This is a genomic window from Pseudomonas sp. WS 5410 (genome assembly GCF_012985645.1).
In the GTDB taxonomy this organism is placed as follows: Bacteria; Pseudomonadota; Gammaproteobacteria; order Pseudomonadales; family Pseudomonadaceae; genus Aquipseudomonas; species Aquipseudomonas shahriarae.
Window position 1 is genome coordinate 448,084 of record NZ_JAAQWS010000001.1, and the last position, 23,299, is coordinate 471,382.

The 23,299-nt window shown below is 61.1% G+C and carries 10 protein-coding genes; 4 read left to right on the forward strand and 6 right to left on the reverse strand.

Annotated elements, in window-relative coordinates:
- Nucleotides 1–24: 24 nt before the first annotated feature.
- A complete protein-coding gene (locus tag HBO24_RS01865) occupies nt 25–2,316 on the reverse strand; it encodes a fatty acid cis/trans isomerase (protein ID WP_057436768.1) in 2,292 nt (763 codons plus the stop codon).
- 165 nt (nt 2,317–2,481) lie between these two features.
- Between HBO24_RS01865 and metH the strand changes: the two genes are divergently transcribed.
- The gene (metH, locus tag HBO24_RS01870) at nt 2,482–6,192 is read left to right on the forward strand and encodes a methionine synthase (protein ID WP_057959409.1); all 3,711 of its coding nucleotides are present in this window, start codon (nt 2,482–2,484) and stop codon (nt 6,190–6,192) included.
- 50 nt (nt 6,193–6,242) lie between these two features.
- On the opposite strand, the gene HBO24_RS01875 is transcribed toward metH, so the two are convergent.
- Nucleotides 6,243–13,355 carry an NEL-type E3 ubiquitin ligase domain-containing protein gene (locus HBO24_RS01875; RefSeq protein WP_170059204.1) on the reverse strand — a complete coding sequence of 2,371 codons (7,113 nt, stop codon included), beginning with the start codon at nt 13,353–13,355 and terminating at the stop codon, nt 6,243–6,245.
- Nucleotides 13,356–13,491: 136 nt separating this feature from the next.
- Here HBO24_RS01875 and HBO24_RS01880 point away from each other — a divergent pair, with 136 nt between their 5' ends.
- A complete protein-coding gene (locus HBO24_RS01880) occupies nt 13,492–13,707 on the forward strand; it encodes a DUF2970 domain-containing protein (protein WP_057436772.1) in 216 nt (71 codons plus the stop codon).
- 6 nt (nt 13,708–13,713) lie between these two features.
- Here HBO24_RS01880 and HBO24_RS01885 read toward each other — a convergent pair whose 3' ends face one another.
- Nucleotides 13,714–14,793 (reverse strand): ABC transporter substrate-binding protein, encoded by a 1,080-nt coding sequence (locus tag HBO24_RS01885; protein ID WP_115128307.1) that lies wholly within the window; start codon nt 14,791–14,793, stop codon nt 13,714–13,716.
- 452 nt (nt 14,794–15,245) lie between these two features.
- Between HBO24_RS01885 and HBO24_RS01890 the strand changes: the two genes are divergently transcribed.
- Nucleotides 15,246–16,904 (forward strand): nitrite/sulfite reductase, encoded by a 1,659-nt coding sequence (locus HBO24_RS01890; protein ID WP_057436776.1) that lies wholly within the window; start codon nt 15,246–15,248, stop codon nt 16,902–16,904.
- Complete coding sequence (locus HBO24_RS01895; protein ID WP_029291397.1) at nt 16,888–17,382, forward strand: DUF934 domain-containing protein; 495 nt, start codon at nt 16,888–16,890, stop codon at nt 17,380–17,382. The genes HBO24_RS01890 and HBO24_RS01895 overlap by 17 nt, the downstream gene beginning before the upstream one ends.
- Before the next feature lie 92 nt (nt 17,383–17,474).
- Here HBO24_RS01895 and HBO24_RS01900 read toward each other — a convergent pair whose 3' ends face one another.
- From HBO24_RS01900 to HBO24_RS01910, 3 genes are all read right to left on the reverse strand, one after another.
- Complete coding sequence (locus HBO24_RS01900) at nt 17,475–20,891, reverse strand: beta-ketoacyl synthase N-terminal-like domain-containing protein (RefSeq protein WP_170059205.1); 3,417 nt, start codon at nt 20,889–20,891, stop codon at nt 17,475–17,477.
- 41 nt (nt 20,892–20,932) lie between these two features.
- Nucleotides 20,933–21,790, reverse strand: a complete 858-nt coding sequence (locus HBO24_RS01905; protein ID WP_170059206.1) for a polyketide synthase — start codon at nt 21,788–21,790, stop codon at nt 20,933–20,935.
- Nucleotides 21,791–21,890: 100 nt separating this feature from the next.
- Nucleotides 21,891–23,261, reverse strand: a complete 1,371-nt coding sequence (locus HBO24_RS01910) for an FAD-dependent monooxygenase (RefSeq protein WP_170059207.1) — start codon at nt 23,259–23,261, stop codon at nt 21,891–21,893.
- Nucleotides 23,262–23,299: the final 38 nt, after the last annotated feature.

Sequence of the window (23,299 nt, forward strand, 5' to 3'; positions counted from 1 at the left end):
TATTTTTGTCAGGCAAATCCACACCTACAGGTTCTCGTAGCGATTCATATCCAGCACACCCTCTTCCACCGGAGTGGTTTCGCGGATGTATTGCGATAAATCGTGGAAGTACTCCCAGAACTGCGGGTGGCTGCGGCGAATGCCCCAGCGTTCGACAATCCGTTCAAAGCGCTTGGCGTCCCTGGCCAGCTCCATGTCCTCGACAAACTCGGGCACATCCTCGGCCGGCACATTGAAGATGAAGTTGGGGTAGCTGCTGAGCACGCCCGGATAGATCGTCAGGGTATCCAGGCCCGGTTGATAGCGATAAGCCTCGCCGAGCATAAAGGCCACGTTGCTGTGGGCGCGGTTGCGCAGCAGGCTGTAGACCTCGCGTTTGCCGCTCGGAGTCTGGATGCGCAGCAAGGTGGCTTCCGGCAACTGCTCGATCACCTTGAGCCCGGCCGCCGGCCTTGAGGTCAGGCGGCTGAGGGTTTGTTCGACGTCGCGCAGTTGCGGGTCGATACCCAGACGTGAGCAGTAGGCACTGATGCAACGGTTGATCGGGTCCGGGCTGGCGTTCAAGTCGGCATAACGGGCCAGCAACTGGTTGGCAAAGTCGCGTTTCGGATCCTGCGGGTCCAGCTTCAGGCCGCTGGGCTTGTCATTGTCGATGGCTTCATAGTCCAGCCACAGCTTGACCTTGCCGCTGTTCTGGTACCAGTCGTCGAGCAAGCCATCGCGCGAATCCGCCGGCATCAGGCGCAGGAAGTTCTGCTCGGCGCCATTGCGGATCAGGTCGAAATACAAACGGGTCTGGGCCTGGTGCGAGACATTGCCGAACACGTCGAAATTCACCGCCAACTGATAATAGGTGCGCTCCAGCAGCGGGTAGTCGAACAGCCACATCGTCTGCGGGACTTCGCCAATCAGTCCCTTGTTCACCGAAGCGCTGTCGAAGTGGCGGAAGATGCTCAGCAACGCGTTGTCATTGCCCTGCCACAGGCTCGACCAGCCCGGCGCCGGCAAATCAGCGTAGTTGTCGCGGCGCAGGGCCTCGTATTCATTGCGTTTGTCACGGTAGGCCAGCCACAGGCTCAACACACTGCCCACGTCATCGTTCTGCCCCGGCATCGCCAGCAGCGGCGTGGCTTGGCCGCGATAGCGGGCATCGGTGATGTACAGGTCGTGGTCCGGGTCCTGGAACAGGGTCCAGAAGTTGTCGCGGATTACGTCCGTGGCAATCTGCCCACGGCACACCGGCCCACGAATAAACGTGCGCACGAAGTATTCGGCGTTATCCAGCATGAACTGGTAGCGCGCCTTGACCGGGATCGCCTCGAACGTTTCAAACGGGTTGGCCCGACGACCAGGGCCGTAGCCCGGCAGCGCCGTGGCTTGCCAGTCGCCACTGTAAAACAGCGACTTGACCCGCTCCATCTTCGCCGCGCTGAAGGGGTAGGTAATGTGGGTCTTGTGCACGATCACCCCTTGCACCGGCCACAGGCGGTAGTACACGCGGGTGCCAGGGTCGTCATTCGGGCGACGGGTGTTGATCAGGTCGATGGGCTGGCCGCTGGGCGTACGCGAGCGGACCCACTGGAAAAAATGCCCCGGTTCACCGCCCTCGAAATAGATATGAGCGAGGAACAGGTGCTCGAACAACCAGCGCGCCACCAGGCTTTCCCGGGCGCCGGGCTGGTTCAGCAGGTTTTCCCATTGCTGTACCTGCAAGGCTTCCTGGGCACTCGGCGCCAGACCCTGCTCATCAATAGGCGCACCGGACGCCAGCCAACGCTGCAAGGTCTGGTATTGCTGATCGGTCAGGCCGGTGACGGCCAACGGCATGCCTTCCTTGGGGTGCGCGCCGGCGTAGGCGTCGAACTCCCCCGGCAATGGGCACATATTCTCGCGGTTCAGGCCCAGCACAATCTCTTCGGGCAGCTTGGCATTGGGCGCCAATGGGGTTTTATGACCCAGTTCCAGCATGCGCGCCATCAGCGCCGCCTGGGTGCCCTGGGCATCTAGCACCGAGGCAAAACCGTGGCGCTGCCAGGCGGCCTTGCCAAAGGCATCATAAAACAGCCGGGTCGGCTGTGACGCCTGGCTACGCTCGCCGTCATACACCGGCAGCTTGCTCGCGCCGCGTGCCGCACCTTCGCCACTGCCCAGGTTGAGCTGACAGGCGGAGTCGTAGCAGGCATGGCAGGCCACGCATTTCTCGGTGAAGATCGGTTGAATATCGCGGGTATAGGAAAGCGCCGGGGCGGGTCCGTTGGCCTGCGCGAGGCAGGCGACCAGCGCCAAGGCGGCGCCGGTGATGAGGCGAAGTGACATGTATCCGGTCCCGAGTCGATGCGAGCGCTGAAAAATTGCCGCGATTCTACCGATGTCGAGGCGCCCTCAACATGAGCGATATTCATGCAAAACCCAGGCATGCTCTAAAAGCGCACAGGTTTGCTATGATCCACGCCCTCCGTAATGCCTGATTAGAGTAGTCCCATGTCCGATCGTAGCACTCGCCTGCAAGCCCTCCACCAAGCCCTCAAGGAACGCATCCTGATCCTCGATGGCGGCATGGGCACGATGATCCAGAGCTACAAGCTGGAGGAAGAGGACTACCGTGGCAAACGCTTCGCCGACTGGCCCAGCGACGTCAAGGGTAACAACGACCTGTTGATCCTGAGCCGCCCGGACGTGATCGGCGGGATCGAGAAGGCGTACCTGGATGCCGGTGCCGACATCCTCGAGACCAACACCTTCAACGCCACCCAAGTGTCCCAGGCCGACTACGGCATGGAGGCGCTGGCCTACGAGCTGAACCTGGAAGGCGCACGCCTAGCCCGCCGGGTCGCCGACGCCAAGACCCTGGAAACCCCGGACAAACCGCGCTTTGTCGCGGGCGTGCTGGGCCCGACCAGCCGCACATGCTCGCTGTCGCCCGACGTGAACAACCCCGGCTACCGCAACGTCACCTTCGATGAACTGGTGGAGAACTACACCGAGGCCACCAAAGGCCTGATCGAAGGCGGTGCGGACATGATCCTCATCGAAACCATCTTCGACACCCTCAACGCCAAGGCCGCGATCTTTGCCGTGCAAGGCGTGTACGAAGAACTGGGTGTGGAACTGCCGATCATGATTTCCGGGACCATCACCGACGCCTCCGGCCGCACGCTGTCGGGCCAGACCACCGAGGCGTTCTGGAACTCCATCAGCCACGCCAAGCCGATTTCCGTGGGCTTGAACTGCGCCCTGGGCGCCAGCGAGTTGCGGCCGTACCTGGAAGAACTGTCGAACAAGGCCGACACCTACGTGTCCGCCCACCCCAACGCCGGCCTGCCCAACGAGTTCGGCGAGTACGACGAGCTGCCAGCGCAAACCGCCAAGGTCATCGAAGAATTCGCCCAGAGCGGCTTCCTCAATATCGTCGGCGGCTGCTGCGGCACCACGCCGGGCCATATCGAGGCCATCGCCAAGGCCGTGGCCGGCTACGCGCCGCGCCAAATCCCGGACATTCCCAAGGCCTGCCGCCTGTCGGGCCTGGAGCCTTTCACCATTGATCGCCAGTCGTTGTTCGTCAACGTCGGCGAACGTACGAACATCACCGGTTCCGCCAAATTCGCCCGGCTGATCCGCGAGGACAACTACACCGAAGCCCTGGAAGTCGCCCTGCAGCAGGTGGAAGCCGGCGCCCAGGTGATCGACATCAACATGGACGAGGGCATGCTCGATTCGAAGAAGGCCATGGTGACCTTCCTCAATCTGATTGCCGGCGAGCCGGACATTTCCCGTGTACCGATCATGATCGACTCCTCCAAGTGGGAAGTGATCGAAGCCGGCCTCAAATGCATCCAGGGCAAGGGCATCGTCAACTCCATCAGCATGAAAGAAGGCGTCGAGCAGTTCATTCATCACGCCAAACTGTGCAAGCGCTACGGCGCGGCGGTGGTGGTGATGGCGTTCGATGAAGCCGGCCAGGCCGACACCGAGGCGCGCAAGAAAGAGATCTGCAAGCGCTCCTACGACATTCTGGTCAATGAAGTGGGCTTCCCGCCGCAAGACATCATCTTCGACCCGAACATCTTCGCCGTGGCCACCGGTATCGAAGAGCACAACAACTATGCCGTCGACTTTATCAACGCCTGTGCCTATATCCGCGATGAACTGCCGTATGCGCTGACCTCCGGTGGCGTGTCCAACGTGTCGTTCTCGTTCCGCGGCAATAACCCGGTGCGCGAGGCGATCCACTCAGTGTTCCTGCTGTATGCGATCCGCAACGGCCTGACCATGGGTATCGTCAACGCCGGCCAACTGGAGATCTACGACCAGATCCCCGCCGAGCTGCGCGACGCCGTGGAAGACGTGGTCCTCAACCGCACCCCGGAAGGCACCGACGCCCTCCTCGCCATCGCCGACAAGTACAAGGGCGACGGCAGCGTCAAGGAAGCCGAGACCGAGGAATGGCGTGGCTGGGAAGTCAACAAGCGCCTGGAGCATGCGCTGGTCAAGGGCATCACCACCCATATCGTTGAAGACACCGAGGAATCCCGGCAGTCGTTCGCGCGCCCGATCGAGGTGATCGAAGGCCCGTTGATGTCCGGCATGAACATCGTCGGCGACCTGTTTGGTGCCGGTAAAATGTTCCTGCCCCAGGTGGTGAAATCGGCACGGGTAATGAAGCAGGCCGTGGCCCACTTGATCCCCTTCATCGAGCTGGAAAAAGGCGACAAGCCGGAAGCCAAGGGCAAGATCCTCATGGCTACGGTCAAGGGTGACGTACACGACATCGGCAAGAACATTGTCGGCGTGGTGCTCGGTTGCAACGGCTACGACATTGTCGACCTGGGCGTAATGGTCCCGGCCGAGAAGATCCTGCAGGTGGCCAAGGAGCAGAAGTGCGACATCATCGGCCTGTCCGGGCTGATCACACCGTCCCTGGATGAAATGGTGCACGTGGCCCGCGAGATGCAGCGCCAGGACTTCCACCTGCCGCTGATGATCGGTGGCGCCACCACCTCCAAGGCGCACACGGCGGTGAAGATCGAGCCCAAGTACAGCAACGATGCGGTGATCTACGTGACCGACGCCTCACGCGCGGTGGGCGTGGCCACCCAGTTGCTGTCCAAGGAGCTGAAGGCCGGGTTTGTCGAGAAGACCCGCCTGGAATACATCGACGTGCGCGAGCGCACCTCTAACCGCAGCGCCCGCACCGAGCGCCTGAGCTACGCGGCGGCCATCGCCAAGAAGCCGCAGTTCGACTGGAGCACCTACACCCCGGTCAAACCGACGTTTACCGGGGCCAAGGTGCTGGACAATATCGACCTCAAGGTGCTGGCCGAGTACATCGACTGGACGCCGTTCTTTATCTCCTGGGACCTGGCCGGCAAGTTTCCGCGCATCCTCACCGATGAGGTGGTGGGTGAAGCGGCCACCGCGCTGTACGCCGACGCCCAGGAAATGCTCAACAAGCTGATCGACGAAAAACTCATCAGCGCCCGCGCCGTGTTCGGTTTCTGGCCGACCAACCAGGTGCAGGAGGATGACCTGGAAGTCTACGGCGACGACGGCCAGCCGATTGCCAAACTGCATCACCTGCGCCAGCAGATCATCAAGACCGACGGTAAGCCGAACTTCTCCCTGGCCGACTTTGTTGCGCCCAAGGACAGCGGCGTAACCGACTACATCGGTGGTTTTATCACCACCGCCGGCATCGGCGCCGAGGAAGTGGCCAAGGCTTACCAGGATGCGGGCGACGACTACAACTCGATCATGGTCAAGGCCCTGGCCGACCGCCTGGCCGAAGCCTGCGCCGAATGGCTGCACCAGCAAGTGCGTAAAGACTACTGGGGCTATGCCAAGGATGAAGAGCTGGACAACGAGGCGCTGATCAAGGAGCAGTACAGCGGTATCCGCCCTGCCCCCGGCTACCCGGCGTGCCCGGATCACACCGAGAAGGCCCAGTTGTTCCAACTGCTCGACCCCGAGGCCCACGAGATGCATGCGGGCCGCAGCGGCGTGTTCCTCACCGAGCACTACGCGATGTTCCCGGCCGCAGCGGTCAGCGGCTGGTACTTCGCCCATCCACAGGCGCAGTACTTTGCTGTAGGCAAGATCGACAAGGACCAGGTGACCAGCTACACCGCGCGCAAAGACCAGGATCTGGCCGTGACCGAACGCTGGCTGGCGCCGAACCTGGGTTACGACAACTAAGGGCGATTGCCAGGCACTCTGTTCGGGTGCCTGGCACACCGCTGGCAGCCTTACAGATTCAGCTCGGCCCGTTCCTGCCGGGTCAGGCGGATCGCCAGCGCCCTGCGCTGCTCCTTGATCCAGGCACCCAATGCCGCGTATTCACGCAAGTACTCGGCACCGCTCTCGGGGTAGCGCTCATCCAGGCGATCGGTCTGGTGTTCCAGCTCGCGCGCCAGGGCCGCAAAATCCGTGGCGTACTTTTTCTTCAGGTAATTGCGCCAATATTCAAGGCCCACCAGCTTTTCTTCAAAGCCCGGCGTGCTCTCGCCCTCCAGGACAGTGGTGTATGCCCGGTCGAGGTCGGCCTGGGTCACTTCCGATAACTCGCTATACAGCATGCCGGAGGGCTGCCGGGGCAGGTCCAGGCGCTCGGCAAGGCCAATGCGCAGGGCTAAACGAATTTCCGCCGGGTCAATATCCTCATGGGTCTCGATGATGTCCTCGGCGATGCCTTCAACCGCCTCCAGGCGAAGCATGCCACGGGCGAACTTCAACAGGGCGGCGCCATCCTGACCAGCCTCGGCCAATCTCAACGCAGCGAACTCCTGCACGCGGGTTTCAAACGCGTTGAACATCAGGATTCTGCCATCCCCACAGGTCACCTCGGGCATCAACGCCGTCGCCCGGGCGAACACGTCCCGCCGCATGGCCGGGTTGCCGCCAATGGCCTCCAACACCGCCCATACGCGCTGGGTCAGGTCGCCTGGCGCCTCAAGGAAGTCCTCGGTATTGCGCAGTTGCGACAGGGTGAAGAAGAAATCGTGGCTCCCCGGCTGTGCGTTGAGGTCGTCCCAGATCCGGTGCCTTGGCGAATCGGGCAAGACATCAGCAAACCAGCGCGCCTTCTGGATCTGCGGCGTTTCGATATCCGGATGATCCAGCGAGTAGTCAGGCGAGTCAAAAGCCCCCCGCTCATCGCGCTCCCGGTATCCCTGGATCATTTCCTCAAGCTGCTCGGCGGAAAACCCCAAGCCATTGCCGGTCTGCGCCAGATACCCCTGCAAACGCTCACAGCTTTCCTGCTCAAGGCGGTTTCCCGAGAGGTCAGTCCCCGCCATCAAGGCGCGGTGTTGCGGCTCAAAGGCTGTATCTGGCAGGGTCTCGATCCAGTTGTCGTGCAGGTCCAGGGTACGCAGGCGCCCAAGCTCAAGCACTGTCATGGGCCACTCGTCCAACAGGTTGGTATGCAGGTACAACGTTTCGAGCCTGGACACGCCAGCGAGGTCCAATTCGCTCAAGACGTTCTCGCCCAGGTTCAGCCATTCCAGCGCCTGCAGGCGCGCCAGGTGCCCCTGAAGCTGGGAGGCGTTTTGTAGTTCATTTCTGCTGAGGTCCAAGCGTCTCAACCCGTGAAACTCTGCGAGGGCATCGGGCAAGGCTCGCAGGCCGTTGTCACTGAGGGTCAACGTACGCACGTGGCTGAAGGCCCGCAGGAACTCGTTGGAACCCTGGGCCGTGAGCCTGACGCGACTCAGGTTCAGTTCGGTGACGTGAGCGAAATACTTGGGCAACTTCGGCAGGTCGCCCAACAGCAGGCCGGACAAATCCAGCAGGCTGGCGCTATTCACTTCAGGCAGGCCGGGCGTGGCACGTAGGGTGTGACGCCAGCTTTCCAGCACACGGTCCGCTGCGCGACGACGATCCAATACACTGACCCAACCGCCATCAAGGTAGCCATGGACATCTATCCATTCATTGAGCAGTTGCACCCACTGGCTGTACTGCCCTTCCCACTCATCGAGGCGTGCCTGGATCTGCCCGGAGTCGAGGCCGCTGGCTTGCAGCTCGGCTAGCCGTGCCGCCGCCTGCAACTCGTCCAGCGCCGGGACCAGGCGTTGCATGCGGGCTGCGGGAGCCAGTGCAGCCGAGGCAAGTGCCGTGGGGAGTGCCACGAGCAAGTCGGGGCGGCGCAAGACATTCTCGGAAAAATACTCAGGCTCCCCCCCGGTCAGGCCTTGGGCAAGCAACTCACGGGGTATGCCCAACGGGTTTTCCAGGGCAGCGGATGGGTGTTCAATCGCGTAGCGTCGCGCAAACGTCCGCGCATCGGTACGCGCCGTCACGCTGAGGCGACAACCGCGCAGATGGGTGTTGGAAAGCAAACTATCATGCCCGCTCAGCGCCGCTTCGGGGATTGCCGTTACGGCGCTGTGGCTCAGATCCAGGCGTTGCAACGACGACAACTCAAGCACACCCTGGGGCCATTCGCTGATTGCGCTGTGACTCAGGTCCAACGTACGCAAGTCGTGGAAGCCGCTGACATCCAGGCGGCTGATCGGGTTGTACTGCAGGCGCAATGATAAAAGGCCGGTCAACCTGCTCAAACGCGCTTGGATCGCCGGGTTGATCACCAGCCAATTGTGAGACAGGTCGAGGTGGCGCAGGGACGAATGGGTAAGCAGTACCGCAGGCGGCTCGGTCAGGTTGTTGCGGGCCAGGCTCAATGTTTCGACCTGGGGAAACTGGTCGAGCCAGGCATTGATGCCTTCAAGGGAAACGCCGATATCCTCCAGGATCAAGCTGCGCACATGGGCAAACCCGTTGGCCGGCACCCGCGGTAAATCAATCAGGTTGGCGCCTGACAGGTCCAACACCGCCGCCCCGGCAGGAAGTGGCTCAGCCTCTGCTACCAGGCGTTGCTCCAGGCCTTCGCGCCAGCAATCCAGGAGTTTTTCAGAGGCTAGCTGACGATCCAACTCGACCCGGCCAGTACTTGAATCGCGATCCGACCATTGCTCCAGCTCATCGACCAATCTACGGTATTGCGCCTGCACCGCGTTGACACTCTCCAGACGTTGGCGGGCCCTCAGCCCCTGCGTTCTGAAGCTGAGCAACACCCTTTCGGCGAATGTCGGGTCCGCGCGTCGCAAGCGAGCCAAAGCTCCTTCGCAGTAGGCCTGCACCAGTCGCTGCTCATCGACCAGATGGGCCGGATTGTCATGCAGGTACTCAAAAACCCGCATGAAGTCTTCAGGCTCATACGCCGCCCAATTCATCTGCAACCCGCGCCACAACCGTTGATGCCCGACCAGCATCTCGGCCGGCACCGAACGCAACTGGGTCTGGGCAAGGTCGAGAAACTCCAGGCGCTCAAGTGCCAGGAGCCCTTGGGGCCAGGTTTCCAGGGTTCCGGACACGGTTAAGCGGCGCAGCGCCGTCAGCCCTTGGATATCCAGGGTTTCCAGTTTGCCGGCCAGGGACAATCGTTCAAGCGCAGTCATGCGATTGAGCGCCAGCAGCACTTCAGGCGAATAGGTCAGCAATGGCCCGGTGAGCGACAGCCGGGTGATGCCGGGCACGCTCGCCAGCCGTTCAGCCACCTGGCCAAGATTGTTGGGACGCACGTAGAGTTCCAGATACTGCACATTGGGGAATGGCCGAAATAAATCGCTGGCTTGTTGGGCGAGCAATCTGGCCCCTGACAGGTGCAGGGATCGCACATGGGAAAAGTCGGCCTCCATCTGCGGTAGCGCGTGCTCCCCGCGCAGATTCAGGGTGGCATGGGCGCTGCGGTCTCGGTCATAGCCCTGGCGCCAGCATTCGATGACGTCCTCTACCGAACGCAAGCGCTGCGCATCTGCCCCCGCCCATTGCTCAAGGGTGTTGCGCAACCCCAACAACTCTCGCTGGCGATTGGCGAACAACCGCCAGATTTGCGGGTTGCTTTCACCGTCACGTCGGCGCGCCCAGATCAGCTCTTGCGCCTGGGTGTCGCTGATATTTGGATACGCCGTGCGAACCTGGGCGATCAGAGAGTCATCCGCTGCAAAAGGCCCGCCGCGCCCCGATAACTCATATCCCAGGCGCCCGCCGGGCAGGCGCAGCGCCGGCCGGGACCTGGGCCTGCGCAACTTTAAGATGTCATCGGCCATAACGTCGCGGTGGCGCCTGGCGTAGGCTGCCAACACCGGCTGCAAGTCCGCCCCATGAGGGGTCAGTGCCAGCGCTTGACGCGCCGCTTCGGGCAAGGCTTCGACGATCGACGGGAATAGATTACGGCCCTGGGCCGGTGCGCTATTGAGCGGCTTGCCGGCTTGATCCTGGGCCTGGAAACGATTGCCGCGTTTGATCAGGTAGCGACGCGTGGCGGCGTGCGCCTCGCCAATGCTATCGACCAAGGGTCCTTGAATGCTGTCTACACGCATCTCCAGGCGCAAGCCTGAAGGCCATCCGGGCAGGCGCTCCAGGGTATGCAAGGCGAGCCGGTCGCTGTCGGCGTTGGCGAGTCGGTCGCGGTGCAGGCCACTGATCGCTCGGCTCAAGCGCCCCTGGTGCAGGCTGCTGCGGGCCTGGTGATCCAGACGCTCGCTCAGCCGCGCGCTGTCTTGCAAGCGCCGCAGTTCCTGGGGGCTGGCGCTATTCAGGAGTTCCTCCCGGGCCCGCGCAGTTAGCGAGGGAAACCGGCGTTGCAGCGGCCCCCGGTCAACCACCGGGTCACCCTTGGCAGATAACCGAGCGTCGAACAGCGCTGACTGGCGGTGCAGGGCATGATCGGCCAGGCGCTCGTTGAACACCTGCTCCCTGGGCCGCCCCCTCCAACTGGACGCACTGCCCAGCAGGCCGGTGATTTCCTGTTCGCTCAGGCCATTCAACAGCACCTGAGCGAGCTTGCCGTGCTGTAAATCGGCCCGGCTGATTTTCAGGGTCGGCAACTCATCAGCTGCCAAGGCATGGCTGCCATAGCGAATGGAGCGCCCCGCCGGTTCCCAACGTCCGCCTTCCCACTCATCGATCAGCGGCGCGCCAGGCTGCTCGCCGCGCTGCGGCGTGCCCAGCAGACGCCGGGCCTCCTCCTCACCCAGCCCCGTCTGGCCCTGCGCGCGCGCCACGAAGGCTACCTCCTCAAACACTTCCAATACCCGCCCTGGCGGCCAGCCGTCCAACTCCACCGTGAGGGGCAAGGCGTATTCGTGGCGGCTGTCCAGGCCGGCTCCACGGCGTAGCCGCCCGATCAGGTCGTCGACCTCCTGATCGACCCGGAATCGCTCCAGGGTGTCAGCCAGTCCTGCCGGCACCGGCAGGCCATCCATATGCACTTGGCGCAGCAGGTCGTCATCGACACCACTCACATCGCCGATCAGCCCCAAAGTCTCATCAGAGAAGCCGTCGGTGATATGCCCCAGGCGCCGCAGCAGCGTCGGGCGGTCCCACGCCAAGGGCTGCTCATGACTATGGCGCCAGGCCCCCGCCCGGTTGTGCTCAAGGATCGGCTGATAGGCCATGGGGTCGTGCGGGTGTTTGATGCGCCATTTGTTGATCTGCGGATCGAAGGTTTTCTCGTAGAACGCGTTATCCATGTGGATGTGAAGCTGCCCATCGACCTCATACTGCCCCAAGGCGTTGGGCTGGCGGTCTGACGCAAGGGTGAGGTGCTTCTTGTAGGGCGCCAGGTCGGGCCGCCATAAGCGCTTCCGGCCGTCCGGCAGCGTTACCGGCACCAGGCCTTCGATCACCGGCTCGGGCCTGAGTTGGCGCAGCGCCGAACCACCCGCCGCCATCAAGCCGATCAAGGCGAGGTTCTGCGCCAGGTCGATCAAGTGCGCACGGGCCGCCTGGCGGTCGCCCGCACTCCACTCCTGGGTTGCCTCAATCGCCCCCGTCAACAATTGCTCGACCATCACGGCCAGCATGAGCTCCCCCAACACGGGCACGAAGCCTGCCACAGCCCCCAGGGCAAACATCTCGATATTGAGCACCATGGCCAGTTTCTGTTTACGCACACGGGCATCGACCTGCGCGGTGGGCACGGCGCGGCTGGCCGCATCGGCGATGCACTTGTGCCGATGTTGCTCATACAGGTAGGTCCACAGATCGACTTTATGGCTGCCGAACGCCTGGCCTTTGAACGCCATGGCCTTGGGCGCCAAAAACGGATCCGGGTTCGGCACCTGGGGAGCCAAAGGCAGCGGCGGGAAATTCTTCAGCCTCAAAGGCGTCAGCTTACTGACCAGCTCATACAGTTGCCCGATGCCGGGGAAATTCGAGCCGATTTTCTCGCGCAAGGTGGCATCGGGCGCATCCTGGGTGAATTGCCTGAAGTAATAAGGGTGGTCGGCGGCCTCGACGAACTGACTGAAAAAGGCCTGATACGCGGTTGGCCCCTCGACCCGGGTGGTGGCCGCGCCAGGCGTGGTGAAGCGGCGCTGCAAAGTCCGCAGCAACTGTGCGTGATCTTTATAGCGCTTGAGGGGGTGATACGGGTCCTGGGGCACATAGAGGATCGGCGAATCCAGATGCTCATCGTCAAAGGCCAGAAACAACACACACCCCGTCATGCGTAATTTCATCAGGCCAAGGTCGCAGATCCATACCGGTTGCCCATCCATCTGCGGCGCGCGCTCGCCGTTGATCACCGACAGGATCATGGTGTAGTCGTCCTCGGTAATGTCCTGGCATAAGCGTGCCAGCTCGGCCGCAGCCCTCATTGCCGCCTTTTGACTGGCAATGAATTGCTGGCGCAGGGTGGTTTCGACCGAGGCAAAGAAATCGCTGATATAGGCCTGGTACTTTCCGCCCAGATCCAGGCTGCGGCACAGCTGCACAAACTCATGGACCTTGAGCCTGCCCAAGCGCACGGGCAGCAACGGCTCGTCAGGTGAGGAACCGGAAGACGACACGTGCCAGCGGAAACCGGACGAGGGGTGAAAGGCCCCCTCCTCGCATTCGGATTCCTCGAAGTTATGCAGCGCAGCCTGCAGCAGCTCCAGTTTCAAAAAGTCGTAGGTCCGCGCCGCTATCTTGAAGTCACTGACCAGCAGGGATTTTCTGAGGCTCAACCAGGTGTCGACGTGGGGGGCCAGTGTGACGTCATATTGCTGTTTAAGCGCATTGACCAGCAGCGGCCTGGCAAACGCGTCGATCCCCTGCAAGGCAGACAGGGTCTTGTCCACCGCCGTCTGCGTGGAAAAGCTTGCGGTAAAACAGGCATGCAACTGCTGGCGTTGCTCGGGGGTGGCGCGCCAATAGGCCGGCGGCAGTGACGTATCGGCGTGTTTGAGCGCCGCCCGTCGTGGGGCAGTGCTCTCGATCAACCATTGCGGGGTGGCACCGATCAACAATTGTCGATGGATACTGGGGGTTGGCGGCTCAAGGCGCGCGGGCGTTACGGGAGAGTCGGGCATGATGCAGCTCCAGGAAAAGGAGCTCCAGCACATCACGCAGGTCAGGCGCGACAGCGGTAACTACGTCTACCTATTCCCCCGGCCTTGGCTATCCTGTTGGGAGACATCATGTCACCCAGACCTCGCAGGAGGACTCATGGACGCACCGGACAATAAACCGCCGACCTTCTGGCAGATGCTTCACAGCGTGATGGCTGCCGCTTTTGGCGTGCAGAGCGGCAAGAACCGCGCGCGGGACTTCACCCATGGCAAGCCCAGCCATTTTGTAGTGCTGGGGATCCTGTTTACCGCCGTGTTTGCCCTGACCCTCTTTGCCATCGTCAAGCTGGTGCTGCACCTGGCCGGGGTCTAGTCGCGCTTACTTCCACAGCATCTTCAAGCTGAAGGGGTACTGGTAGGCCGCCGGCTTGCCCTGAGCCGACAGTGCGCGAAAATTCACCCCGTCGCCCTCGTGGTTACGCAGGTCCAGCAGGCGCTGGGCCTGTGGCCTGTCAATCAACTGAAATAACCTCACCTGACGCTCGCGCCCGCCATGGCGTTGAATGTCCACCCCACTGGCGTCGTCATGCAGCAGCACCATGGCCCAGCCACCGAGCGTAAAATGCCCGGCCACCAGCGCACTGATCCGCCCTTGCAGGCGCGCCTGCAACACCTCGGGGGAACTGTTGATCGCGCTGAACAACACCTCCTTGCCGGGCGTGCGCCCACTGCCATTCAAGGCCTGCATGGCGCCGAGGGCCATTTCATCATTGGCCGACCAGACCAGCGTCGCCTGCGGGTAGCGCTTGTACATCAGGGTTGCTTGCTCGAAGGCGCGCTGACGGCTCCATTCGCCATAAACCAACTGGCGCAGATGCACTTGCGGGTGTTCGCCCAAGGCCCGCCGCAGGCCCTGCTCACGGGCCTGGGAAGTGGGGGTATTCTTGGCACCGGAAAATGCCAGCAATTGGAGGGTTTCGCCCGCCGGAACCGGGCCGTGCTGACGCAGCAGCTCCTTGAGCATCAGGTAGCCGCCCTCCTCGTCGTTGGCGGTGATGCTGCCGATCCAGTTGGGGTATTTGCCGGCATCCAGCAACTGCACCTGGTCCGGGGTCAGGGCATTGTTGACGATCAGCAACTTGACCGGGCTGCCCTGGGCCATCCGCAAAATCTGCGGGGCGATGTACTGCTCATTGACCACCACCAGGTAATCCGGGGAACTGGGGCCTTGCAGTGCTTCGCGGGCTTGTTGCAAGGTGTTCTGCCCGTTGCGCTCCGAATAGCGCACACGCAAATCCAGGCCGAGGTCCTTGGCTGCGGCCTGCATGAATTGCGAATAGCTGACCCAGAAGGTTTCAGTGGACAGGCCGGGGTTGAGAAACACCACCGATGTGGCATGAGCGATCGTCCCGAACGTCAGCCCCACCCACCACAAGCACCCACAGAGAACCTTCAACATTACTGCCCGCACCCTGGAAATTGACCGATCATAATAATGGCAATGAGCCTTTTGATCTTGGCTATTTGTCAGATAGTAGGACAGTTGCGTGGCGATCAGCGCTCCCTATTGATGGCTGACCCAGAACACGGCGGTGGCAACCACCAGGATAATCAGGAACAGAATTGCCCAGGCATCCACACTGCTGTCGGGTTTGCGGGCTTTGGTTGGATTGCTCATCGCATCGCCTCTTGTCGGTTTTATGGCTGATTGCATTAAGACTCGACCACAGTAAAGTCGATGATTGCCCGCATGACAAATGTGGGTATCGCAATAACCGTTCTCATTAGGCTATTTGGTTATGTGCATATACTAAAACATCACTTTTGCGCATAAACGCAAGCTGGTATCGTTCGCCGGCTCCGTTGGGAGTGCGCGGCCGTGCGCGCAGATTTGCCGAGAACAGGACCTATATGTACGTATACGACGAATACGATCAGCGCATCATCGAGGACCGCGTCAAGCAGTTCCGTGATCAGACCCGACGCTATCTGGCAGGTGAACTGAGCGAAGAAGAGTTCCGCCCTCTGCGCCTGCAAAATGGCCTTTATGTCCAGCGCTTTGCGCCGATGCTGCGGGTGGCCGTGCCTTACGGCCAACTGACTTCGCGCCAGACGCGCATGATGGCCAAGATCGCCCGTGACTTCGACAAGGGCTATGCCCATATCAGTACCCGCCAGAACGTGCAGTTCAACTGGCCGGCCCTGGAAGACGTGCCGGACATCCTGGCTGAATTGGCCACCGTGCAGATGCACGCCATTCAGACCAGCGGTAACTGCCTGCGCAACGTGACGACAGACCAGTTTGCCGGCGTGGCCGCCGATGAAGTGATCGACCCGCGCCCGTGGTGCGAGATCGTTCGCCAGTGGACTACGTTCCACCCAGAATTTGCCTACCTGCCGCGTAAATTCAAGATCGCCATCAATGGCTCGGCTTCCGACCGTGCCGCGATCGAAGTCCACGATATCGGCCTGGAGCCGGTGTACAACGCTGCCGGCGAACTGGGCTTCCGCGTCCTGGTGGGCGGCGGCCTGGGGCGTACCCCGGTGGTGGGCGCATTCATCAATGAATTCCTGCCCTGGCAAGACCTGTTGAGCTATCTCGACGCCATCCTGCGTGTGTACAACCGCTATGGCCGTCGGGATAACAAGTACAAGGCGCGCATCAAGATCCTGGTCAAGGCCCTCACCCCCGAGGTGTTTGCCCAGAAGGTCGACGCCGAGATGGAACACCTGCGCGGCGGCCAGACCACCCTGACCGAAGCCGAAGTGCATCGCGTGGCCAAGCACTTTGTCGACCCGCACTACAAGGCCCTGGACAACCAGGACGCCGAACTGGCCGCACTCGACCAGCAGCACCCGGGCTTTGCCCGCTGGCGTACCCGCAACACCCTGGCGCACAAGCAGCCGGGTTATGTGGCCGTGACCCTGTCGCTCAAGCCGACTGGCGTAGCACCTGGCGATATCACCGACAAGCAGCTGGACGCCGTCGCTGACCTGGCCGAGCGCTACAGCTTCGGCCAACTGCGTACCTCCCACGAACAGAACATCATCCTCGCGGACGTTGAGCAGAGCCAACTGTTCAGCCTGTGGGGTGAGCTGCGCGAAGGCGGTTTCGCCACGCCGAACATTGGCCTGCTGACCGATATCATCTGCTGCCCGGGTGGCGACTTCTGCTCCCTGGCCAACGCCAAGTCAATTCCCATTGCCGAGTCGATCCAGCGCCGTTTCGACGACCTGGACTACCTGTTCGACATCGGCGAGCTGGACCTGAACATCTCCGGGTGCATGAACGCCTGTGGTCACCACCACGTCGGCCACATCGGCATCCTCGGGGTGGACAAGAAAGGCGAAGAATTCTACCAAGTGTCCCTGGGTGGCAGCGCCAGCCGCGATGCGAGCCTGGGCAAGATCCTCGGCCCATCCTTCGCCCAGGAAGCCATGCCCGAGGTGATCGGCAAGCTGATCGACGTTTATATCGAACAGCGCACCGAAGATGAGCGCTTCATCGACACCTACCAGCGCATTGGCATTGACCTGTTCAAGGAGCGCGTCTATGCAGCGAATCATTAAGAACAACGAAGTCGTCGACGAAACCTGGCACCTGTTGCCCAAGGACGCGACGTTCGATGGCATCTCCAACTGCGACGACCTGATCGTGCCACTGGCCCTGTGGCGCGAGCATGGTCATGCCCTCAAGGCCCGCGATGGCGGCCTGGGCGTGTGGCTGGACGCCGATGAAGAAGCCGAGGAAATCGGCGATGACGTGCAACACTTCCAGGTCATCGCCCTGAATTTCCCGGCCTTCACCGACGGGCGCAACTACTCCAACGCGCGCCTGCTGCGTGACCGCTACGGTTACAAGGGCGAACTGCGGGCGATTGGCGATGTGCTGCGCGACCAGTTGTTCTACCTGCATCGCTGCGGCTTCGATGCCTACGCCTTGCGCGCTGACAAAGACCCGTATGAAGCGCTGGAAAGTCTCAAGGACTTTTCGGTGACGTACCAGGCGGCTACGGATGAACCGCTGCCGCTGTTCCGTCGGCGCTAAGCGCCAGCCAATGAAAAAGCCCTGACATGTCAGGGCTTTTTTGGTTTTACGCCGTGCGGACACGGCTTTGCCGGGGTTGAGGGCAAGCGCTGTTATGCGCCAACGTGAGCCCGACTCAGCAATTGAGCGGTAATGTCGGCTTGACCGATTTTTTCTCCCCGATTGAACAGATCAATACAGACCTGGTTGGTTTTGAATGACGGCTCAGGGGCCTCGAAGCTGCCTTGTGGCGCCAGTAGCAACGGGCTGTTCGTCGGAATCGGTCGATCCAGCGTGAAACTCAAGGCCAGCAGGTTCATCGGGGTGCCCAGCGGGATGCGTCGGTGGGTGTGAGCAATCTGCATGAAACACTGGCGCGCAACTTCAAGGAAATACACCATCGAGTAATGCTTGGGGCCGCCCTTGCGGAAAAAGTGCTCGTTGGCCGGTTGAAGGGTTTCGACGCTCAAGCCCCGAGCGACATCGCTCATGTCGCTGACCAGAACGTTTTCTTGTCTGTCCTTGTGCAGCAGAGCCTTGTCGCGGCAGGCGGTCGCAGTGAACGGGGCGGCGGGCAACGCCTCGTGTGCCGAGCTGTATGCAATGCCCAGGGTGCAGGTGCACATGAGCTTGCCGGCTTGCCGGATCTTCGCGCGAAATACCTGGAGGTCTTGGTCGTATTCCAGTTGCAGGTCAATTGCCCCTTCTTTTTGTACGTACCGCTGGAACTTGATCGTCAGGTCGTTGACATACGCGACCCGGCCACTGCGTGGAGGCATGGCGAGTTCGGTCAACTGCAATACCCCCTCGATCAATAGAATGCCGGGGACGTGGTCCAGTGGGTGATCAAAAAAATAGGGGTGCGCTTCATTTACCAGCAATTGCGCGTGCAGTGACTGCGCACTGCGTTGAACATTGCTGATCACGATGTTTTCCGGGCTGCGCTGCCAGTGCTCGGCAGGCCGGGCGTGAGCGTCACGGCGCAGGGCGCAAAGCGCTTCGATGGCACGCACCCTGACACGCAGCGCCGAGAGCAGTGTCTCTGTCAGTTGATCGCTGAGTGCCAGCACGCCTGTCTCATCGTTTTGCAAATCAGCCACAGGGCTGGCAGGACGGTCAGGCCCGATGCACGACTGCAACGCCTGAGGCTGCGGGTACGCGAAGCGCAATTCAAAGGGGCGCTTGATGGCTGGCGGGCATTCGGGGGCGGTGCCCCCCCACTCCCGCAGTTTCTCGGTGAATAACCACATCACCGGCTTGCCGGCCTGGCGCACCTCGATCACCGAGTGAACCGACGCATTCATCATCACGGCCAACAGGGTTTCGACGCCGGTGGCTTCAGCCAGGCAACCGGTCATGGCTTGCCATGAACCGCCGACAGTGGCTGCCGTCGGCTGCAACTCACACACCTCAATATGCTGGACATCGCTTCGCGCCCGGCCCAGCCGTGCGCACGCCGCTTCCAGGGAGGTGGCGACATGGCCCAAGACCGCTGCGCGGATCACCAGCACAGGTGTGTCACTGGTTTGCGCTCGATAGGGCCGCAAAGCGAACACCCCCATGCCCTCCCCCTGCAGGGTCGGTGACTGCCGAACGCGCTCGATTTCGGCTGGCGCACTGATAAAGCGCCCCGCACCGAGCAACAGCGTGGTGATGCCTTCGTTGAACCATTGTTGCGAGGCCAGCAGGGCGTGCCAGAACACCCCAGGCGTGCCGACCAATGTCTGATGAAAACCCTTGAGGTCGAAAATTTTCGCCGGGTACCCCGACAACATGCTCGGCAAACTGGTTGCCACGTCCGCCGCATCCTGCTCGGGTGGCATGCCCTGTGCCCGGCCGAAGAAGTTGTGAATACGGCTATAGGCGTTACTGAAGTGCGCGCCGCCCAAGTTACAGCACATGACCATCGCGGTCTCGGGTGAGCCGGCTACCCCCGGCAGGCGGCGCAGTAAGTGATTGACGCGATCGGTAATCAACAGTTTGAACGGATCGACACTGGCCAGCAGTTTGGGGCCCATGCCGAAGCCATCGATATCAATGACGTGGTCCTGCGCCAGGAATCGCCCTGGCAACGGCTGAACCGAAGTGGCCGGGTAATCAACAAAGCGCCCGTGGGGAAAACCAACCAAGGGGGCCGCAGGCTGATCAAGTTGTTGCTTGAGTGAGTGTAACGAGAAGTGGCTGCCGATCGCCGCCTCCGCCTCGACAATGCCCAGGTCCAGTAGCAGCACGCCGGGGCTGATTCGGGAGGCCATGGGCTGGTTGCCGGGCAGGTATTGATCCACCACCAGGTGCGCGTTGGCACCGCCAAAACCAAAGCTGGAGATGCCGATGCGAATCGCCGACTGGCGATCAGCCAAGGGCTGTCCCTGCCCGCTCGCAAGTTGCAGACAGGATTCATCGACCTTGGCGCTTGGCGAGTAGTCGGGCTGGGGTGGAATGGTTTTTTGAGCCAGTATCATCAACGTCTTGGCGAGCGAAGCACCTCCTGCGGCCGCCAAGGGATGCCCAATGACAGATTTGATCGAGCCTATGGGTAATTTTTTACCCTCGGTCCGATAGGCACCGAAGAAACTGTTCAGCGAGTCGAGTTCTGTCGCATCACCCAGCGGGGTGCCCGTGCCATGGGTCTCGATATAGTCCACCGCGCCGGGGTCCAGGCCGAGATAGGCGCGTTGGTAGGCCGTATATTGGGCCTGTTTGCCGGGTGCAAACACTGACCCCTCTGCGCCATCGGCCGACAGCCCCAATGCGCGCAGTATGCCCAGAGGGCGGCGCTGCGCCTGCAGGGCTTGGGATACCGGCTCGACCAGGAAAGCCACCGCGCACTCACCCGGCACAATACCGTCCGCGTCGCGACCGAACGCCTGCATCCGGGCCCAGGGTGAAAACGCCGTCAACTGGGAAAACCCCAGGAAAAGTGGAAGCGGCAGTACCGTGTTCAACGCCATCACGATAGCGTTATCCGCTTGCCCGCTGTTGACCAGGGCCTGGGCCATGTTCAGCGCGTAGGGGAACGAACTGCAGGCGGTATCGACGGACAACGCCGGCCCTCCCAGCCCCAGCGCCAACGCCAGCTCCGCCACTTGTTCGCCAGGCGAATAGCCCTGTGGCGCACGGGCCTCAGTCGATGTGGGGGCAAGGAAAAAACTCTCGTCGCTCCAGGACGTCGCGACGACCAACGCCGTGCGCTCCCTGATCAACACCGAACCTTGTGCAGTCAATTGGGCGAGGAGTGCCTGCAGCACTTTCCGGCCAATGGCGACCTGCCGTCCTTCATACCGCGAAGGGGTCGCTGCGCTATCAGACAGGCAATAGGCACTGTCCAGGTAGGTGCGGTTTTTTTCCCCGACCGTGGCTGAATAGATCGACGCTTTATCCAGCTCCCAGCGTGGCAGCATCGAATTCAGAGGCGCGATCTGCCCTTGTGCCAGCAAGTGCCAAAGCGCATCTACTGATGGCGCCCCAGGGAACTCGCCAGCCATGGCGCTGAAGCAAAAATCCCCCTCTGGTGTCACCGTGCTCTGCATGTCGTTTCCTCCTGATTGCCAAAATTGCAGCGGGGCGAGTCTCAGCTCAGCCTTTCCAAAAACCACAGCGTGTCCCGCGGCGTACGACATGACATCAACGCTTCACCGGCAAACTGGCTGGCAGAGCACTGCTGTGCCAGTGCTTGGCAAAATGCTTCGCGGGCAAAACCATTGAGTCCCAGCTCGGTGAAGGGCGTATCAATATCGAACGCTTTTGGCTCGCCCGGGATCAGCGGTACCAAGGCGTCGAACAGTTGTTGGCTGAAGGCCGGCTCGGCGCTCTGGGCCTCAGGCGTTTGCGCAGCACTTGCCGGCGCGGGGGGCGACTCGGGCGCGGCCAGACCCGCTTTAATCAGTGCGATAGTGTGTTGCGGGCACTTGGCGTTGAGCAATTGAGTGCCGCTGGCTTTGAGTTCCGGCCACAGGTCGACGAGCGACTCGAGGAATTCCATCTGCACCAGGGAGTCCAGCCCCAGGCTTTCATAGGGTTGTTCCTGGTCGATCTGATCTACGGTAAAACCGGTGATAATTGCCAGTTGTTCAAGCACCGAGGCTTCGACATCCACAGCTGGCAATTGCGCACTGCCTGGCTCATCAAGAGTGGCCGTTGCCAGTGTGGTTGAGTTCAAGTACGACGTCTCCAACTGTGCAAGCGTTGGATTAAGCGGTACTTCAACCCGACGGGAAAACGCGCCCTCAAGTACTTGTTTGTGAGCATTGAGATACTGCACCGTGACGGTTTCGGCCTGAGCCAGCAAACGCATCAATATTGATTCTTTCGCTGTATCCGAGTCGCCCAGCGAATCAATGATCCTCTCTGATAGAGAGAAATAACTCTGGACCATTTTTCCATTGGACACGATAAATTCCTGCACAACATCGCCAAGTTCAAGGCGCATGGAGACCTCCTAACCGAAGTTAAATTTGGTTATTTAAAACAAACTATCAGTTCATGGCCAACGTGGGCCTTGCGCAAACTAATGAACTGCGCACACAGGTTTAAATCGGCAGCGCCGTTAAATCATTTTCGCTGGAAGTTGCTTTTTTGTTCACCTTGATCAGCCCGGATCGCGCGTGCAGATACGTCATCAGCGTAGTTATATCCAGCCCCTGAAAAGCGATATAGCCGTCAGGACGAATCAGCATCAATGTGCCTGCCCGCGCGTGATAACGCTTGTGCAAGCGCCAGTCCGGGTCCAATAACGTCGAATATTGAAACGGCGTCCCTGCACTGCCGAGGGCATCAATAACGCAATAGGCCTTGATACCTGGGTAATCCGTCTGCACTGCATCAGCCAGTGCGTAATAACCCGGCAGTAAAGAGGAAAATTGATCGGCCGCACTGAAGACCAGTAACGTGAACGTTCCCTGGAACAGATCCATGAAGCGTCTTGGCGGCGTACCTGGGGGTTGCCATAACTCAATATCGGGAGCCAGTTGGCCGGCACGAGGCGCTGCGGTCGGGAACCGCGACTTCCTGCCCTTTTTATTCCAATGCGCGCGCTGCTTGTTCGTCAGGGACTCTTGAATACTGGTACTTTTGCCGTAGCGGTAGTGATGAGCACAAATCATCGAGGCCAACGTGCGCTGGAGCGGGCGCCAGTCACCCAGCAGTGGCAGGATGTTATCCCGCAGCCAGACAAGCACTCGGTGCACCATGCTCTCGGCTCGCAAGCCTGCCGGGAAGCACTCTTCGTTATAGCTCTGCAGCAATGCGGGGGCTGCCAGGCCCTGATCGACATAGGCGATTTTCCACGCCAGGTTATAGGCCTCCCCCATCCCCAGGTTAATCGCCTGATCCGCCAGAGGGTGGCCGATAGGCGCCGAATCGCCTGCCAGGAACACGGTATCGTGCTGCAGTGCCTGCACACGACGCGGCTGGGACGTGGCAATGCGGCGATGAGCACCGTCGCAGGCGACCATCCAGCGAGCGCTCAAACGTTCGTCGCGGCCATCAGCATGATGCAGGAGCATCTGCACGGATTGCGGCTGGTTCTGCAGTTCGACCAGTTCGGTATTCCACTCAACACCCAGGCCCGATGCATCAAGACGCTCAAGCAGGATTTGCTCTAGCGTCGACGCTGGCAAGCTGAGTAAAAAAGGGTAACAGGCATCCAGATAGGAGAAGTTATCGTTCGGAACCCGTTTGCCGTTCGCCTGCAGCGAAAACTGCTTGAGCGTAAAACCGTTGCTGACAGCCTGTTCGGCAACCCCCAGGTGCCGGAGCATTTCCAGGGTTCTTGAATGCACGACCCGTGACGTGGTGGCGGTCGAAGGGCCGGCATTCTTGTCAATAAGGCGAAAAGAAACGCCCCATTTCTGCAGTAGGTTTGCCAGTAGCAGGCCAACAGGTCCGGCACCCACGATCATGACCGTCGTCGGCACAGCGCATGGCCCGGGGACTGAAG

Coding starts and splice junctions, on each gene's coding strand:
- HBO24_RS01875 (WP_170059204.1), bottom strand. CDS start 13,355: ATGCCCGACTCTCCCGTAACGCCCGCGCGCCTTGAGCCGCCAACCCCC.
- HBO24_RS01880 (WP_057436772.1), top strand. CDS start 13,492: ATGGACGCACCGGACAATAAACCGCCGACCTTCTGGCAGATGCTTCAC.
- HBO24_RS01910 (WP_170059207.1), bottom strand. CDS start 23,261: ATGATCGTGGGTGCCGGACCTGTTGGCCTGCTACTGGCAAACCTACTG.
- HBO24_RS01885 (WP_115128307.1), bottom strand. CDS start 14,793: ATGTTGAAGGTTCTCTGTGGGTGCTTGTGGTGGGTGGGGCTGACGTTC.
- HBO24_RS01890 (WP_057436776.1), top strand. CDS start 15,246: ATGTACGTATACGACGAATACGATCAGCGCATCATCGAGGACCGCGTC.
- HBO24_RS01895 (WP_029291397.1), top strand. CDS start 16,888: ATGCAGCGAATCATTAAGAACAACGAAGTCGTCGACGAAACCTGGCAC.
- HBO24_RS01905 (WP_170059206.1), bottom strand. CDS start 21,790: ATGCGCCTTGAACTTGGCGATGTTGTGCAGGAATTTATCGTGTCCAAT.
- HBO24_RS01865 (WP_057436768.1), bottom strand. CDS start 2,316: ATGTCACTTCGCCTCATCACCGGCGCCGCCTTGGCGCTGGTCGCCTGC.
- metH (WP_057959409.1), top strand. CDS start 2,482: ATGTCCGATCGTAGCACTCGCCTGCAAGCCCTCCACCAAGCCCTCAAG.
- HBO24_RS01900 (WP_170059205.1), bottom strand. CDS start 20,891: ATGCAGAGCACGGTGACACCAGAGGGGGATTTTTGCTTCAGCGCCATG.